The 16811-nt window shown below is 43.2% G+C and carries 13 protein-coding genes; 9 read left to right on the top strand and 4 right to left on the bottom strand.

Features of this window, described 5'->3' with window-relative positions; genetic code table 11:
• Positions 1 to 15 precede the first annotated feature (15 nt).
• The 6 genes from zwf to WC743_RS03255 all read left to right on the top strand — a co-directional run bounded on the left by zwf (position 16) and on the right by WC743_RS03255 (position 8335).
• On the top strand, positions 16 to 1533 hold the full coding sequence (gene zwf, locus WC743_RS03280; protein WP_373010347.1) for a glucose-6-phosphate dehydrogenase: 1518 nt from the start codon (positions 16 to 18) through the stop codon (positions 1531 to 1533).
• An 8-nt stretch (positions 1534 to 1541) separates the two neighbouring features.
• Complete coding sequence (pgl, locus tag WC743_RS03275) at positions 1542 to 2270, top strand: 6-phosphogluconolactonase (protein WP_373010346.1); 729 nt, start codon at positions 1542 to 1544, stop codon at positions 2268 to 2270.
• A 464-nt stretch (positions 2271 to 2734) separates the two neighbouring features.
• Complete coding sequence (locus WC743_RS03270) at positions 2735 to 4942, top strand: PA14 domain-containing protein (protein WP_373010345.1); 2208 nt, start codon at positions 2735 to 2737, stop codon at positions 4940 to 4942.
• A 160-nt stretch (positions 4943 to 5102) separates the two neighbouring features.
• Entirely contained in the window at positions 5103 to 6731 is a 1629-nt protein-coding gene (locus WC743_RS03265; RefSeq protein ID WP_373010344.1) for an NADP-dependent glyceraldehyde-3-phosphate dehydrogenase, read from the top strand.
• 336 nt (positions 6732 to 7067) lie between these two features.
• Positions 7068 to 7613 carry a peroxiredoxin gene (locus tag WC743_RS03260; protein ID WP_373010343.1) on the top strand — a complete coding sequence of 182 codons (546 nt, stop codon included), beginning with the start codon at positions 7068 to 7070 and terminating at the stop codon, positions 7611 to 7613.
• Positions 7614 to 7750: 137 nt separating this feature from the next.
• Positions 7751 to 8335, top strand: coding sequence for a carboxymuconolactone decarboxylase family protein (locus WC743_RS03255; protein ID WP_373010342.1), 585 nt, complete (start codon positions 7751 to 7753; stop codon positions 8333 to 8335).
• Positions 8336 to 8554: 219 nt separating this feature from the next.
• Here WC743_RS03255 and WC743_RS03250 read toward each other — a convergent pair whose 3' ends face one another.
• The 4 genes from WC743_RS03250 to WC743_RS03235 are packed head-to-tail and all read right to left on the bottom strand — an operon-like array spanning position 8555 to position 13193.
• Complete coding sequence (locus tag WC743_RS03250) at positions 8555 to 10102, bottom strand: DHA2 family efflux MFS transporter permease subunit (RefSeq protein ID WP_373010341.1); 1548 nt, start codon at positions 10100 to 10102, stop codon at positions 8555 to 8557.
• A gap of 4 nt (positions 10103 to 10106) precedes the next feature.
• The gene (locus tag WC743_RS03245) at positions 10107 to 11162 is read right to left on the bottom strand and encodes an HlyD family secretion protein (protein WP_373010340.1); all 1056 of its coding nucleotides are present in this window, start codon (positions 11160 to 11162) and stop codon (positions 10107 to 10109) included.
• A gap of 17 nt (positions 11163 to 11179) precedes the next feature.
• Entirely contained in the window at positions 11180 to 12550 is a 1371-nt protein-coding gene (locus WC743_RS03240) for a TolC family protein (RefSeq protein WP_373010338.1), read from the bottom strand.
• Positions 12528 to 13193, bottom strand: a complete 666-nt coding sequence (locus WC743_RS03235) for a TetR/AcrR family transcriptional regulator (RefSeq protein WP_373010337.1) — start codon at positions 13191 to 13193, stop codon at positions 12528 to 12530. Before WC743_RS03235 ends, WC743_RS03240 begins: the two co-directional genes overlap by 23 nt.
• A 197-nt stretch (positions 13194 to 13390) precedes the next feature.
• Here WC743_RS03235 and WC743_RS03230 point away from each other — a divergent pair, with 197 nt between their 5' ends.
• The 3 genes from WC743_RS03230 to WC743_RS03220 all read left to right on the top strand — a co-directional run bounded on the left by WC743_RS03230 (position 13391) and on the right by WC743_RS03220 (position 16653).
• Positions 13391 to 15895: a PIG-L family deacetylase gene (locus WC743_RS03230; protein WP_373010336.1), complete on the top strand. Its 2505-nt coding sequence runs from the start codon at positions 13391 to 13393 to the stop codon at positions 15893 to 15895.
• A gap of 136 nt (positions 15896 to 16031) precedes the next feature.
• Positions 16032 to 16268, top strand: coding sequence for a hypothetical protein (locus WC743_RS03225; protein WP_373010335.1), 237 nt, complete (start codon positions 16032 to 16034; stop codon positions 16266 to 16268).
• Between the two features lie 133 nt (positions 16269 to 16401).
• Positions 16402 to 16653, top strand: a complete 252-nt coding sequence (locus WC743_RS03220; RefSeq protein WP_373010334.1) for a hypothetical protein — start codon at positions 16402 to 16404, stop codon at positions 16651 to 16653.
• Positions 16654 to 16811 lie beyond the last annotated feature (158 nt).

The following is a 16811-nucleotide window of genomic DNA, read 5'->3' as shown; positions in this document are numbered from 1 at the left end:
AAAAAACATACTATCATGAGTAGTACCAGCACAAAATCAGAACCCACCATATTTATCATATTTGGCGGTACAGGCGATTTAAACTCCCGTAAAATTGCACCGGCACTTTATAACCTTTATTTAGATGGTTGGATGCCTAAGCAGTTTTCCATTATAGGGACCGGGCGTACCAAACTTACCGATGAGCAGTTTAGGGATAATCTGCATAAAGATATTGACCAGTTCTCGCGCAGCGGCAAAACCGATGATAAGAAATGGGCCGAATTCACCAAAAATATCTATTACCAGGTTTCTGATGCAAACGATTTTGAAACTTATAAAGAGTTTGGCAAACGCATTGAAAAACATAATGCCGAATGGAAAACTACAGCCAATGTTTTATTTTACCTGGCGGTAGCACCAAACTTCTTCCCTATTATTGCATCAAACATATCAAAAGCCAAACTGGCCGAGGATAAACAAAAGGTGAGGATCATCATCGAAAAACCGTTTGGCCATGACCTGGAAACAGCTAAAGAGTTAAACGAATTGCTAAAGGGTATTTTTGATGAATGCCAGATCTACCGTATTGACCATTACCTGGGTAAAGAAACCGTTCAGAATATAATGGCGTTCCGCTTTGCAAACTCCATTATGGAGCCGCTATGGAACCGAAATTATATTGAACATGTACAGATCTCTGTTACCGAGCAATTGGGCGTTGAAGAACGCGGCGATTACTACGATGGCTCGGGCGCGATGCGTGACATGATCCAGAACCACCTGTTACAATTGCTTTGCCACGTAGCCATGGAGCCGCCGGTAAGCTTTAATGCCGATGAGGTGCGCGACCGTAAGGTTGATGTATTGAGGGCCATGCGCAGGTTTACACCTGAGGATGTACGTAATTCGGCCGTTAGGGGCCAATATGGCAGCGGATGGATGAAAGGCAAAGAAGTGCCCGGATACCGCGAAGAGCCAAAGGTTGATCCTGAATCTAACACAGAAACATTTGCCGCTATTAAATTCTTTATTGATAACTGGCGCTGGCAGGGTGTGCCATTTTACCTGCGTACAGGTAAACGCATGCACCAGTCGTCATCTGTTATTACTATTCAGTTTAAAGATGTGCCACACTTGATATTCCCAACCGAAGCTGCCGAAAGCTGGCAACAAAACAGGCTTATCATTAGCATACAGCCAGAAATGAGCATCCGTTTACAGGTACAGGCCAAACGCCCGGGAATTGATATGGTGTTAAATGCTGTTGATATGGTGTTTGACTATAAAGGTACTTACACAAACCAGGCGCCGGAAGCCTATGAAACACTGATACTGGATACCATGCTGGGCGACCAAACCCTGTTTATGCGTGGCGACCAGGTAGAAGCTGCATGGGAACTGGTAATGCCGATACTAAGCACCTGGCAAAACAAAAAGAGCCTGAATTTCCCTAATTACTCTGCCGACTCATGGGGCCCGGAAGCTGCCGAGGCATTAATTGCCCGCGACGGATTTACCTGGTTTACAGTGCCGGTAAACAGTAAAAAATAAGTAAGGTTATGAAATTGAACATATTTAAAACCGCCGATGAAGTGCTGGCAAGCCTGGCAGATTATTTTGCCAAAACCGCCAAAGAAGCGATAGAGAAGAACGATCGTTTTTCTGTAGCCCTATCTGGCGGCAGTTCGCCTAAAAAGCTGCATGAGTTACTGGTGGCCAAGTATAGCGATAAAATTGAGTGGGAAAAGATCTTCTTCTTTTTTGGCGATGAGCGCGATGTGCCCCTTACCGACCCGCAAAGCAATTACCTGATGGCGAAGCAAACCTTGTTTGATCCGCTTGGTATTGACCCATCGCATATTTTCGCGGTGCAAACCACTTTAGGTGCCGAAGAGGCCGCCAAAGATTACACCCGCAACCTCATCCGTTTTTTTGACGGGCACAACGCCTGTTTTGATCTGGTGATATTAGGCCTGGGCGATAATTCGCACACGGCATCCCTGTTTCCGCATACACCCGTTTTAACAGACGAGACCGCATCTGTACAGGCTTTGTATATTGACGAGGTAAAGATGAACCGTATAACGTTCACCGCGCCGCTCATTAACAATGCCCACCACATAGCGTTCCTGGTATACGGCGAAGGCAAGGCAGAGGCGGTAAAGCACATTTTAGAAGATGCCAAAGACATCCCTAACTATCCCGCGCAACTCATTAAACCCAACGGCAAAGGCGACCTGCAATGGTTTTTAGATGAACCCGCAGCCAGCAAGCTGGAAAAAAAATAAAGTAAAAAGCCTCCTGATCGGGAGGCTTTTTTGGTATCATCCGCTTCAATAATTCCCCCTTCATATAATTGCCATGTTGCCACTCTTCTCGCAATGACATTTTTAAATCCCCTCTTGAGAGGGGGTGGGCAGGGATGTGAAATGGCAGGGGTGTGTTAATTCGCAAATGCATTCCGCGAAACACATCCCTAACCCCTCTCAAGAGGGGAATCAAGAATCACAACGGTCATCCTGAACTTGTTTCAGGATCCCACAGGATAGGAAGGCCCCCCTCCAACTTTACTCTCCATACAATATTGTGCTAACAGCACCACATCTTGGTATACAACTAGCGGGCAAGGCTGCATTCCCTTTTTATTTGTAGTAAATTGTACTCTAAATCCCACCCGCTGCCTGGTAGCTATTGCTCCATCCATTTATAAGCGTTAAGTGTACTGATCATTTACCTTCAAGCCCCCATTATTATGTTAAAACATTACTCTGTAAAGTTGTTTTATAGTTTATTATGGTTAAGCGGCATTTATTTGCCTACCTATAAAACCGTATTGGCGCAAACCGTACCGGCACCCTTGCGTTCTGATGTTAAGATAAGCCCCTTTATAAATGTGCCGCCAAACTGCTCAAGGCTGGGGTTTGATCCTACCAACAGGCATATCATGTATATTAACCAAACCGGTAATGTGTATGACGTGCGCAACAGCCAGGGAACTTACATCAGTACATTAAAAGCAACTTCGGCAAATCATGGTATAACACTATTGCAGGGGATGGCGTTTAAGGGAACATCGCTTTTTTTAATTGGGAATATCAAAACCCCAAACGCCGGTTATGTGGGGAAGGTAATGAAAGGTGTAAAACAGGCTAATGGAGACAGGATCTGGTCGACAGTAATGACTACCGCAACTTACGGCCTAACCAATACCGCGTTTGACCACGGCTTTAGCGGGATAACCGTTAGCCCCGATAGTAATTACCTTTTTATCAACAGCGGATCGCGCACAGATCATGGCGAAGTGCAAAGCAGCGGTGGTTTAAGGCCCGGGTTAAGAGAAGAACCGCTTACATCTGCCATCTTCCGCATCCCTATCAATTCAAACAACCTGGTGCTTCCTAACGATTCTGCCCAGCTGGCAAGCCTGGGTTATTTATATGCCGACGGGACCCGTAACAGCTTCGACCTGGCTTTTGGGACTGACGGTAATTTATATGCCACCGAAAACTCAGGAGACCGGGACGATCCCGAAGAACTGAACTGGATAAGACAGGGACGTTTTTATGGTTTCCCCTGGAGGATGGGCGGGAATAATACCCCCATGCAGTATCCCGGCTATGACCCGGCTGCAGATAAGCTTGTAGATCATAACTCAACAGCTTATATAAACGGTTTTTTCTATAACGATCCGTCTTATCCCAAAAGGCCCAACCGGCCGTTTATAGAACCTATTGTAAATTTAGGCCCTGACGCTGATAAATATCGCGACCCTATAACAGGCACTGTTAAAGATGCAGGCGCAGAAGGCATAAACATCAGCACTTTTACAAGCCACCGGTCGCCATTAGGCCTGGTGTTTGACAGGGACAGCCTGTTAGCCGATGAATTTAAAGGGCATGGCTTTGTAACGGCGTGGACCTCCACCGGCACTTCCACAATGCTTGGCCCATTTGGCGGCGACCCTGGTCAGGATCTGCTGCATATTCAATTTATATATGACAGCAAAACAGATAATTATAAGATACAAACGCACCGCCTTATAAGAGGGTTTAACAACCCTATTGATGCCGAAATGGTGGGTAACCTAATTTACGTACTGGAATACGGCGGCAGTTCGCCTAAGATCTGGAAGGTAGAAATGCCTTTGGCGCCTAATTGCGGCCCCCAGGCTTATATAACCAAAGAACAATATAACAACATAGCCGGCAAGCTCATTACTGACCTTACCAGCAATAGCAACTATCCCGACCATCCTTCTGTAACCACCCGGCTTAGCGCTTTTGAGGTGCCTATTAATGCAGGTGAAAACTTTGGCGCGCGTGTAAGGGGGTACATTACACCGCCAACTACCGGCAACTATACTTTTTGGATAGCAGGAGATGACCAGGCCGAGCTTTGGTTAAGTACAGATTCGACAACGGCACGTAAAAGAAAAATAGCATCGGCAACCGCATATACACTCTCGCGGCAATACACTAAATATCCGGCACAAAAATCAGCGTTGATAGCCCTTACAGCTGGCAAAAAATACTATATCGAGGCATTACAAAAGGAAAGTAGTGCCGGCGATAATTTATCAGTACAATGGCAGTTGCCTAGTGGCACAATAGAATTGCCTATCCCTTGTACCCGGCTTTCGGCATATAACCCTGCTGCAACCGTGCTGGCTGTGGAAAGAAACACCCCGCCGCCCGCAGATTCTGTAATTACCGACCCTTTACAGGTATTTCCAAATCCGGCAACAACGGTAATTAATATTAAGCTGGCATCGCGCATTAAAGATGGCGGCGAAATAACGCTGACAAATATGATGGGTTTTAGGGTCTACCGTTCTACAGTAAATATATTCGCCGGCGATAATCAAATTCCTATCAACAGTAATTTTCTTAGCCACGGCGTGTACATTTTGCGTTTAAAAAACAGCATTAAAACGTACGAAAAGAAGGTGATAATTGAATAGGTATAATGGCCCAATAATTCATTACGATATCGTTATCGACGTTTTTTCTTAAAACCATCGTGTCTTCGTGTTGGTTTACCTTGCAAAGAATTGTATTTTTATGCATCGCGCTTTATATGCCGCGTTATTTTTATTTGCATTATAAGATCAACCCCTGCCTATGGAAAATTTTAAAGACCAACTCCAAGCTATGTTTGTTGCCGAGGACCAGATACCCTCCGCGCACCGAATTGAAGAAATTCACCAGCGCGAATACCTGGTTAACGGTGAAATGCGCCAATGGGATGGTGATGTAACCGAAGTATATTCGCCTGTTTGCATTCCCGGTACTGATGGTGTGCTTAAACGCAAATTGATTGGCACCTATCCCGTTTGCGGCGAATACGAAGCAATGGAGGCAATGGAAGCTGCCCTTGCCGCTTATGATAACGGCCGTGGCGAGTGGCCTACCATGAGCCTTCCCGACCGCATTAAATGCATGGAGCGCTTTGTTTATAAAATGAGCGAACAGCGCACTTTGGTAATAAAACTGTTAATGTGGGAGATAGGTAAATCATACGGCGACTCGGCCAAAGAGTTTGACCGTACTATTGAATATATTAATGCCACTATTGATGGGCTAAAGGGTATTGACAGGCAATCATCACGGTTTGAGATGGCCGAAGGTTTGGTGGCACAAATTCGCAGGTCGCCGCTTGGCGTGGTGCTTTGTATGGGGCCATTCAACTATCCGCTTAACGAAACTTTTACAACTTTAATACCCGCCCTTATTATGGGCAATACCATACTTTTTAAACCACCTAAGCATGGTACGCTCTTGCATTATCCGTTACTGGAAGCTTTTAGGGATGCTTTTCCAAAAGGTGTGGTGAATACCGTTTACGGTCGTGGTGCGGTAGTTACCCCCGGTTTAATGGCTACCGGTAAGATCAATGTACTGGCATTCATAGGCAGCAGTAAAGTTGCCAATGATTTGAAGAAGCGCCACCCTAAAGTGAACCGCCTCCGTGCTGTGCTAAGCCTGGATGCCAAGAACGCAGCTATCATCACTAAAAACGCCGACCTTAAGCTGGCGGTAAGCGAGTGCATATTGGGTTCGTTATCTTTTAACGGACAGCGTTGTACGGCTATCAAGATCATATTTGTGCACAAGGAAGTGGCCGATGAGTTTATTAAGCTGTTCAGCGAAGCGGTAAGCGCCCTTAAACCGGGATTACCGTGGACGGATGGCGTAAAGCTTACCCCGCTGCCCGAGCCGCATAAACCTGATTATTTGAAGGAATGTATTGATGATGCCATAGCCAACGGCGCACAGGTGATGAATGAGAATGGCGGTGTTACTGCAGCTTCGTTTGTTTTCCCGGCAGTGGTGTACCCCGTTAACGAAAAAATGAAGCTGTACCGCGAAGAGCAGTTTGGCCCGGTGATCCCTATTATTCCGTTCGAGAATATTGAAGAGCCGATTGAGTACCAGATAGATTCGCCGCATGGTATGCAGGTGAGTATTTTTAGTAACGATGCAAAAGAAGTATCATCATTGATAGATCCTTTTGTGAACCTGGTGAGCCGGGTAAATATCAATACCCAATGCCAGCGTGGCCCGGATGTTTTCCCTTTCACCGGCCGTAAAGACAGTGCAGAGGGTACCTTATCTGTACATGACGCTTTAAGGTCGTTCTCTATCCGTTCACTGGTAGCCGCCAAGTTGAATGATACCAACAAGCAGCTCATTAACGAAATAGTAAATGATAACGACTCGAACTTTTTAAGTACAAAGTTTATATTATAGTTTCTGTATAGCGATGTTTATCTATCGCTATACTTTCTAATGTCAATGACATATTTAATTAGGCGGGTCATGCTGAGCTTGTCGAAGCATTGCGGGCAGGGCCATTGCGCACGTCCTTCGACAAGCTCAGGATGACCCCGCATATGTTATTTCCCCTTGTCACCAACAAGGGGCGAATCGCTCGAAATGACATATATTTTATACCCTTTCCAATAGCATCTCTCAATATCAAACACTTATCCCATAGCTTTTATCTATAGTATATAGATATTTTGGATATTATCCGCAGTCAAAAAAACGTATATTTGTTGCATAAATTATAACAAAATAACCATTATGTTAACGATAGGACAACAATTCCCACAGTTTTCTAAAATAGCTGTAACAAGTATCGAAAAAGGAAAAGAGTTTGAAACAATAACTTCAGACTACTTAGTTAATGATGATAACGTTTGGACCGTAATGTTCTGGTGGCCAAAGGATTTCACTTTTGTATGCCCTACAGAAATTGCTGAGTTCAACAAAAACTTTGGCGAGTTCCGTGACCGCGACACCCGCTTAATTGGCGCATCTACCGATTCTGAATTTGTACACGCAGCATGGAGAAGAGATCATGACGATTTGCGCGATCTTAAATTCCCAATGTTAGCTGATACCTCAAAATCATTAGCTGAAGATTTAGGCATATTAGAACCTACCGAAAAAATTGCTTACCGTGCTACTTTCATTATTGATCCTACCGGTATCATCCGCTGGGTATGTGTTAATGATTTAAGCGTAGGCCGTAGCGTTAAAGAAGTTTTACGTGTACTTGATGGTTTACAAACCGACGAACTTTGCCCTTGCAACTGGGAAAAAGGCCAGGAAACATTAAGCGTATAATTAATTTAGCAGCAAATTATTGATAACCACAAAGAACACGAAGTAACCCGCAAAGAACACGAAGATTTAACTTTGTGACCTCTGTGAATACTTGGTGGCCTTTGTGGTTATTTTTTTATCACTTTTTATACACTATCATGAACGAGAGCACCGAGCTTATACAAGAACTGCTGCAAAGCATCAGTATAGATAGCACTTACAGAACATTGAGCCTTACCTTACTTGAAAAAGGCGAATCGCGTTACCTGCGCGACCTTAAGCTGAATTTTACCAGCACACTTACCTCTGAGCATTTAAGCACTAAGGAATGCGCTTTATTAGGCCTTAGCACCGCTGTTAATAATAACAACGAACCGCTTATTACCTATTATACTAAATACGCCGAAGAACAGGGCGCAACAGCTGCAGATATTGCAGAGGCTGTTGGTTGCGCGTCATTACTGGCATCAAACAATATTTTTTATCGTTTCAGGCATTTTACTCAAAAAGAAAAATACACACAGATCCCTGCACGTATCCGCATGCAGTTAATGATGAAACCTGTAACCGGTAAAGAATTTTTTGAATTGATGAGCCTTGCCATATCTGCCGTTAATGGCTGCGAAATGTGCGTAAATGCCCATGAAGATTCATTGATAAAATTAGGCACTACAGAAGAGAGGATCTTTGACGCTGTGCGCATAGCATCGCTGGTAACAGCAACCGGGAAAGTGATTTTTTAACTTATCGTAAAATAATACCCCGGCAGTGTAAAATATTATGGAATAAAATTTGGCTTTGTTCAATTAAAACTATTAATTTTATACCTTAAGATTATTACTAACCCCTGTACATACTATCTGGCATCAAACACTTTGTGGACCCAGGGGGGATTATACAAATTTAATTGTTGATTTTTTGGAGAAAGCCGTTCCGCTTGTATTAGCGGAACGGCTTTTGTTTTAATGTGCGTCTGTTTGCACCTTCATGTTCTTGCGGAACGGTTGCAGGAATAACAGCGGTATAGAGAACAGCATTACCAAACCCGAGATCCAGTAAGCATCATCATAAGTTAACAATAATACCTGCTTGGTTAAAGCGCCCTCCATAGCAGCATAGGCCATGTGCGTAGCATCTATCATTGATTTGCCCTTAGCCATAAACGCATGCTGATACATGTTTAAACGTTCGGTAAATGCAGGGTTGTAAGGGTTCATATTAGTGATAAGGTTATTGCGGTGCAGCCCCTGGCGCACGTGGATAATGGTAGTTAAGGTTGCAATACCAAACGAACCGCCTAACTGGCGCATCATGTTATTTAACCCGGTACCCTGCCCAACTTCGGGCCCTTTCAAATCGGCCATTGCCAAAGTAGTTAGGGGTACAAATAGTAAGGCCATACCCACACCGCGTATCATTAGCGGTAAAAAGAAGTTGCTTGGGCCTACCGCTAAGGTTGAATTGCTCAGCATCCAGGTAAATACAAAAAACAGGAACATACCACCGGTAGCCATAAATTGAGCCGGGATACCTTTGTTAAGCATCTTCCCTATAAATGGCATCATAATTATGGTACACAACCCGCCCGGGAATAATATCTCGCCCGTTTGCTGCGCTGTAAAGCCAAGCAAAGTCTGGCAAAACACCGGGAATACAAACACTGATCCGTATAAACCAAAACCGAGTATGAAAGAGGTAAACATCCCCACAGAGAAACTCCGGTGCCTTAATATGGCAAAGTTCACTATCGGGTAGTCAATACTCATTTCGCGCCATATAAATAATACTAAGCCTAATACAGCAGTCACCGTTAATACGGTAATATAAGGGGTGGCAAACCAATCTTCGGTCTCCCCTTTTTCTAATATGGTTTGTAAGCTGCCTACTGCAACAGCAAGCAAGCCAATACCCCACCAGTCAATAGGTCTCCCTTTTTCTTCCTTAGGCGTTTCGTTTATAAATGTGTAGGCGCAAAAAGCAGCAAGGGCACCAACCGGAATGTTCACATAAAAGATCCACCTCCACGAAGAGTGGTCAGTAATGTAACCGCCAATTGTTGGCCCCACTGTTGGGCCTACCACAGCCCCCAAACCAAACAGCGCCGTAGCAGTACCAATTTGTTCGCGGGGCCAGGTTTCAATTAGTATAGCCTGCGAGGTTGATATTAAACCACCACCCGCAATACCCTGTATGATCCTGAATATTACCAGCTCATCAAGCCCGGTTGCATTACCGCATAAGAAAGAGGCAATGGTGAACACGATTATTGATGTAATGAAATAGTTTTTGCGCCCAAAGCGGCTTCCTAACCATCCCGACATGGGGAGTACAATTACGTTTGCCACAGCATAACCGGTAACCACCCATGCAATATCTTCTAATGTTGCACCAAGGTTACCCTGTATATCGGGCAGGGATACGTTCACAATAGTGGTATCAATAAGCTCCAGTAACGAAGCGATGATAACCGTTATGGTGATGATCCATTTTTTAAAGCCTGTTTCAGCCATTTTTTTATCCTTTAATTACAGAAACCTTTACGCTCATACCCGGGCGCAGTTTACTTAAATCTTCTTTTGAACCGTTAATTTTAATTTTAACAGGCACACGTTGTACAACTTTCACAAAGTTACCGGTAGCATTATCCGGCGGCAGCAATGAAAATTTAGCGCCCGTAGCCGGAGAGAAGTTGTATACAGACCCTTCCAGTTTCAAGTCGGGATAAGCATCAACTTCAATATCCACCTTTTGGCCGTTCTTCATTTCATCAAGCTGGGTTTCTTTAAAGTTGGCGGTAATGTATATGCTGTTATCATTTACTATCGAGAACAAAGTTTGTCCTGCTTGTACCAATTGGCCAATCTGTACATTCTTTTTAGATACAAGTCCGGATGATGGCGCTTTTACATCGGTGTAGGTTAACTGCAGTTTTGCATAGTCAATATCAACCTGCTTTTGGCTTACACCTGTATTGGTAACCTTTAACTGGCTACGGCTTGTTGCTATTTGCTGCTGGGCTGCTTTGTATTCATCTTTTGCCGCATTATAAGTAGCACGGGCCACATCAAGATCTGCTTTGGCCTGGTCAAATTGTTGCTGGGTAACTGAACCGTCTTTAACAAGGTTAGCGTAACGCTGGTAATCTTTCTCTACCTTCTCTAACCGTGCAGCAGCAGATGCAACCTGTGCCCTGGCGCTTGATGAATTAGCAGCAGTAGTAGAAATTTGCGACTCGCCTACGTTAATGCCTGCGCTTGCACCAACCTGTGCGGCTTGTGCCTGCTCTAATTTAACTTTGTAATCACGATCGTCAATTTTAACCAGCAGCTGGTTTTTATTAACGTGTGTGTTTTCTTCAAACATAATACTATCAACATAACCACCAACACGTGCCACAACCGGGCTTATATCGCCATCTATTTGTGCATCATCCGTATCAATATGTTTGCTGTAGTATATGTATTCTTTTATACCGAAAATAATACCACCCAGCAGTAAAACACCTAATATAATAGGGACTACCTTATTTGGTTTCTTTTTGGTTTCTGTTTCGTTCGCCTGGTTTGCCATTTCTTTATGTATTGTAATTATTTGTTAAGTTTTCCTGTTGATTTTACTAATGTGTAATATGCAAGCCCTGCATCGGCTTTAGCCAATTCCAGGTTTATCTGTGCCTGGTAAAGCAAGGTTTGCGCATCAGCACGGTCTGTGGCCGATGATATATTGCTCTTGTATTTTGATTCCAGTATGCGGTTGTTTTCCTGCGCCTGGTTAATAGATGTTTGCAGCAACCTTATCTTATCCAGGGCAGCCATGTAATTCTGATAGCTTTGATTTACTTCGTTCTTTACATTATCAGTAGTGATGCCTTTGTTAATGATCACTTCTTCGCGTTGCAAGCGGGCCTCATTAACCTTGTTTTTGTTGGTCCACAATGTGCCAAAGTTCCAGCCGAGGGTTAAGCCGACGGATATAGGGGTGATAAAGTTGCCGCTTTTAGGGATGGGGTTACCTGATATGCCCACATAATAAGCACTGCCCGCTGCCGATAGCGTAGGGGTAGTGTTTGCCTTAATAGTTTTGATATTGGTTTCTGCAACCCGCGTACGCAAATCCATCTGCATAAGTTCGGGGCGGTTAGCCAGCGCGGTATCCAGGTAATTAGCTAAAGGTGCCGCATCCCTGTTGGGTTCGGTTATTTGTGCAATATTTAACTGGGTGCTTTCTGGCAGGCCCAATAAAATATCCATATTGTAATTAATTATCCGGCGGTTGTTTTCCAGATCGATGCCGTTCAGCTCAATATTGGAGCGCTGTAGTTGAAAGCGTAATACATCATTTTTTGTAACCAAACCCTGGTCAAAAAAACGTTGCGATTGTTTTATCTGCGCATCAATAGTGGCTAAGTTTTGCTCAACTACTTTCTTGCTTTGCAACACTTTATACAGGTTGTAATAAGAATTGATAATGCTATAAGCTATCTGATCCTTATCGTTCACCGCATCAAGGCGCGATACCTGGGTTAACAGGTTGGTTGATTCGCGGGCGTACTTTAATTTGTTGCCGGCCCAAATAACCTGGTTTACTGATAGGGTACCTAAGTAAGCGTTCGCGCTGGTAGGTAGCACCAGGCTTTCTTCGCCTACATTAAGTTTGTGGGCAGGGATCTGTGCACGATTGTAGCCAAAGCTTGCAGAGCCGGTTGGCAATGCCTGGTCTTTAGCCTGCTCATACTGTGATACGGCCTGGTCAATTTTTGATTGCGAAAGTTTTAACACTTTACTGTTGTCCAATCCAAGCTTTATAGCTTCTTCAAGGGTAAGTGTCCTGTCCTGGGCGGCGGCGGGGTTTGTAAACAGCATTGCCAGTAACAGCATTGCCATACTTACCGCGGCCCTAACAGCTTTGTTTGTAAGGTAAGGTTTCAAGGGACTATTATTTATTGTTATCATTTTCATTTACTAAATAGGCTTTTAACAAACTTTTTAAATATGTTTTTAAGCGCGGTTTAAGCTTTTTATCCTGGTTTTCTTTATCCATTACATCATACCCTATTATTAATGATGAAATGTGCGGGGTATTAACTAAGTAGTTCTTGGTGCCGAATATGGTGGCTACCAGCAACTGCGAATCTGTATCTTTTTTGAATTCGCCGCTTTTAATCCCAGTATCAATAATGGCCTGAAAAACGCTAACGTTTTTCATCATGATACCGGCTATCTGATCAGTAAGCTCTGTTTTTTTTGATTTGGATATTTCCCTGTGCAGCATTACGTGGAAACAATTATTGTTCACAACCCTGTCTACATAACTTTCAATATACCTGTCAAGCTTTTCCCAGGCATTAATACTGTCATCGTTCCCTATACTTAGCAATATTGATTGGAATGACGATATCCTGCGTTCAAAAATGGCCATAAAAACCCCTTCCTTTGAACCGAAATAATAATTAAGCATGGCCATGTTAACATTGGCTTCGCCAGATATTAACCGGGTCGATGCCCCGTCATATCCCAATTCAGCAAAAACTTTTTCAGCCACATCAAGGATATGATCCTTTTTATCTGTTTTATCCGCTTTTTCTGTCTTATCTTTTTCCATTGTCTGATTCATTCCGTCGCAAAATTAATCAAACGATTGATTAATTAAAATTGGATTTGTCAGTAATTTGTAAGACATTGATTACCATGCCAAAAAAATCAATCGTTTGATTAATTTTTACAAAAAATTAGTTTCGCATGATATAATATCGTCATTACGGTTATCGCGAAATACATCTTTACAATATATTTGTTGCTATGAAGCGCTTCCTTCCCTTAATCCTTGTATTTTTTCTTGTTTCCTCTACAGTATCTGCACAAACTTCTCCGGCTACGGATGTTGGCACTATCCAGCAAAACTTAAAGAAACTAAACGTGCTGGGCAGTGTATTATACGTTGCCGCCCACCCCGATGATGAGAATACCCGCCTGCTGGCTTATCTGGCGCAGGAAAAACATTACCGTACCGGGTATTTATCATTAACCCGCGGCGATGGCGGGCAAAACCTGATAGGTACCGAACAAAGCGAACTTTTAGGATTAACCCGTACACAGGAGCTTTTAGCGGCCCGCCGTATAGATGGTGCCGAACAATTTTTTACCCGTGCCAATGACTTTGGCTTTTCAAAAGGGCCGGAAGAAACTTTAAAGATCTGGGATAAGGACAAAGTACTGGGAGATATGGTTTGGGTGATCCGCAATTTTAGGCCCGATGTAATGATTTGCCGCTTCCCTACAACCGGCGAGGGTGGCCATGGGCACCATACTTCATCGGCCATATTAGCACAAGAAGCCTTCTCGGCAGCAGCAGATCCAAACCGTTACCCCGAGCAATTAAAATATGTACAGGTATGGCAGGCCAAGCGCCTGCTTTGGAATACATTTAACTTTGGCAATACTAATACTACATCGCCCGATCAGTTTAAAATTAATGTTGGCGGATATAATACTTTATTGGGCAAAAGTTATGGCGAAATAGCTGCCGAAAGCCGCTCAAGCCACAAAACACAGGGCTTTGGTTCGGCAAAGCAGCGGGGCGATGCTTATGAATATTTTAAAACTATTTTGGGCGATGCACCAAAAACCGATTTAATGGATGGGGTAGATGTTACCTGGAGCAGGGTAGCAGGTGGCGCACAGATAACCGCTCAGTTAGCCGCCATTAATAAAACCTTTAAGGCCGATTCTCCGCAAGCATCGGTGCAACCTTTGTTAGCGTTACTAACTAAAATTGATCAGACTATTGCAACTGATAAAGCCCTGCAGAATGTCAGGCTATCACAAACCGGCGCTGCCGATTATGAATATTGGCACAAACAAAAAACTAAGGAGTTAAAGGGCCTGATAGCTGCCTGCGCCGGCTTGTGGTTTGAAAGTTATGCAAATGAAGCAAGCTATGCACTGGGCGATATAGTAAAAGTACGCACACAAGTTATTTTAAGAAGCAGCCTGCCGGTTAGCGTTACAGCAAACAGCAGCACTACAGCATTAGTAAGCAACAATCTTACAACTATTGACAGCGAAATGCCTGCTGATGACATTACCCAGCCTTATTGGTTAAAAAACCCGCACAGCGTTGGTTTTTACAACACCGAATATTTAGAGAACGATAAATTAATAGGGCAAAAAACATTGCCTCAAAATATACCCCCATCGGTTACTGTAAGTTTTAAAATATCAAACACTACAATTACCTATCAAACCCCGGTTGAATATAAATACACAGATCCTGCCCGTGGCGAAGTTTACCAGCCATTGGTGATTGCGCCACCTGTTACTGCCGACATAGCCGACAAGGTTTATGTTTTTAATAACACCAAACCACAAAGTGTACAGGTAAAACTAAAAAGCTTCACCAGTGCCAGCGGCAATATCAGCATAAAACCTATTGCGGGTTGGAAAATAAGCCCGGAGAAGATAGATTTTACCGGCAAAAACAAAGGTGATGAATGGACGGTAGCTTTCAGCGTTACCCCAACAGATAGCAAACCTAACACCAGCAATTTCGAGGTTATCGCGACAGCAAATGGTAAATCATTTTCTCAGGGTTTGCTAAACATAAAATATGTCCATATACCCGCCATCACTATTTTCCCGCCGGCACAAGCTAAACTGGTAAACATAGACCTGAAAACCGCTGGCAAAAAAATTGGCTACATAGCCGGTGCCGGCGATCTGGTACCTGAAGCATTACGTGAAGTAGGCTATGATGTACATCAGTTAACCGAAGGCGAGATCATTAACGGCGACCTTTCTGTGTATGATGCCATAGTAACCGGAGTGCGTGCATATAATGTGAACGAACGCCTGGCCTATGGGCAGCCAAAGCTGATGGAATATGTAAAGAATGGCGGCAACCTGCTGGTACAATACAATAATAACAACGGGTTAGTTACCCGTAATATTGGCCCGTACCCTTTTACGGTAGTTAACCAGCGTGTAACCGAAGAAGGTGCTAAGGTAACCTTTACCGATCCGCAAAACCCGGTACTTAACTACCCAAACAAAATAACCGATACCGACTTTAATGGCTGGATACAGGAACGGGGGTTATATTTTGTAGACAATGCAGACAGCCAGTACAGTACGCCCCTGCAAATGAACGATACCGGCATGGCCCCTAATAAGGGAGCGCTTATTGTAGCGAATTTCGGCAAAGGGCGTTTTGTGTACACATCGCTTGCTTTCTTCAGGGAATTGCCCGCAGGTGTACCCGGCGCTTACCGCTTATTTATAAATTTATTGAGTAAGCCAAAAAACTAACCATAGATAAATCCCCATCGTTTCTCATGGCATAATTACTTTATCAAAAGCAGATGAAATAAGCCTTATTAATTTGCAGTTATTTAATAAATATTAAATAAATTTATAGTGTTAAGATCATTAACCTATTCATCACATGTTATTTAAAACAAGGACTACCAACCCTGCTGCTGTTTTAATTGAATGGCTAAACCCCAATGCCGACATACAGTTACGAACAATACTTATAGCCTACAATAAAAAGGATGCTATAATGGTCCCTGATAGTGCGCAATTAAAAAACTTGATGCAAAGCGCCCGAAGTAAAATCCCCGCCCAACCTGCCGATAAACGGATACCGTTTAGCGGATACATACAAAATAAAAGATATTAAGTATATATGCTGGTCTGACAGCAATAAGGAACTTTTGGCCAAAGTAAAGAGCATGAACTTTAAAAATACATGCAGCCTTAAATTGCCGGGGCGTGGATACGGCAAATGTAAATAATTTAATAAATCTAATACAATGTCAAAATTTAACAAACTCAGCCGTGCTGAGATGAAAAATGTTTTAGGTGGATTAGTAGATCCAGGCGGTAATAATGGCAATCCCTGCCCCACATTATGCGAACCAATGGGTGGCTCAATTTATTGTACGGGAATAAATAATGGAACAATTTACCTTTACGAAGGTAACTGCAACACAGTGCCTCATAGTGGACAGCTGGGATTGCATAATTACTGTAGTAATGATACTACCGGTGGTTTTTGGTGTTAGAAATAATTAATTTATTGAAAGATCAATAATCAAAAAAGTAATTTGATTATTTGATTAACTCTAACAGAATAGCATCCCGATTTATTTATTTTTAGGAGGATGCTATTTTTCATAGCTTTTAAAAAACCCTTACAAATTCGAAACCGCAACTTAACTGT

Origin of the sequence: Mucilaginibacter sp. (assembly GCF_041660805.1) — a bacterium.
Lineage (GTDB): Bacteria > Bacteroidota > Bacteroidia > Sphingobacteriales > Sphingobacteriaceae > Mucilaginibacter.
This window is presented reverse-complemented; position numbering and strand designations above follow the sequence as displayed.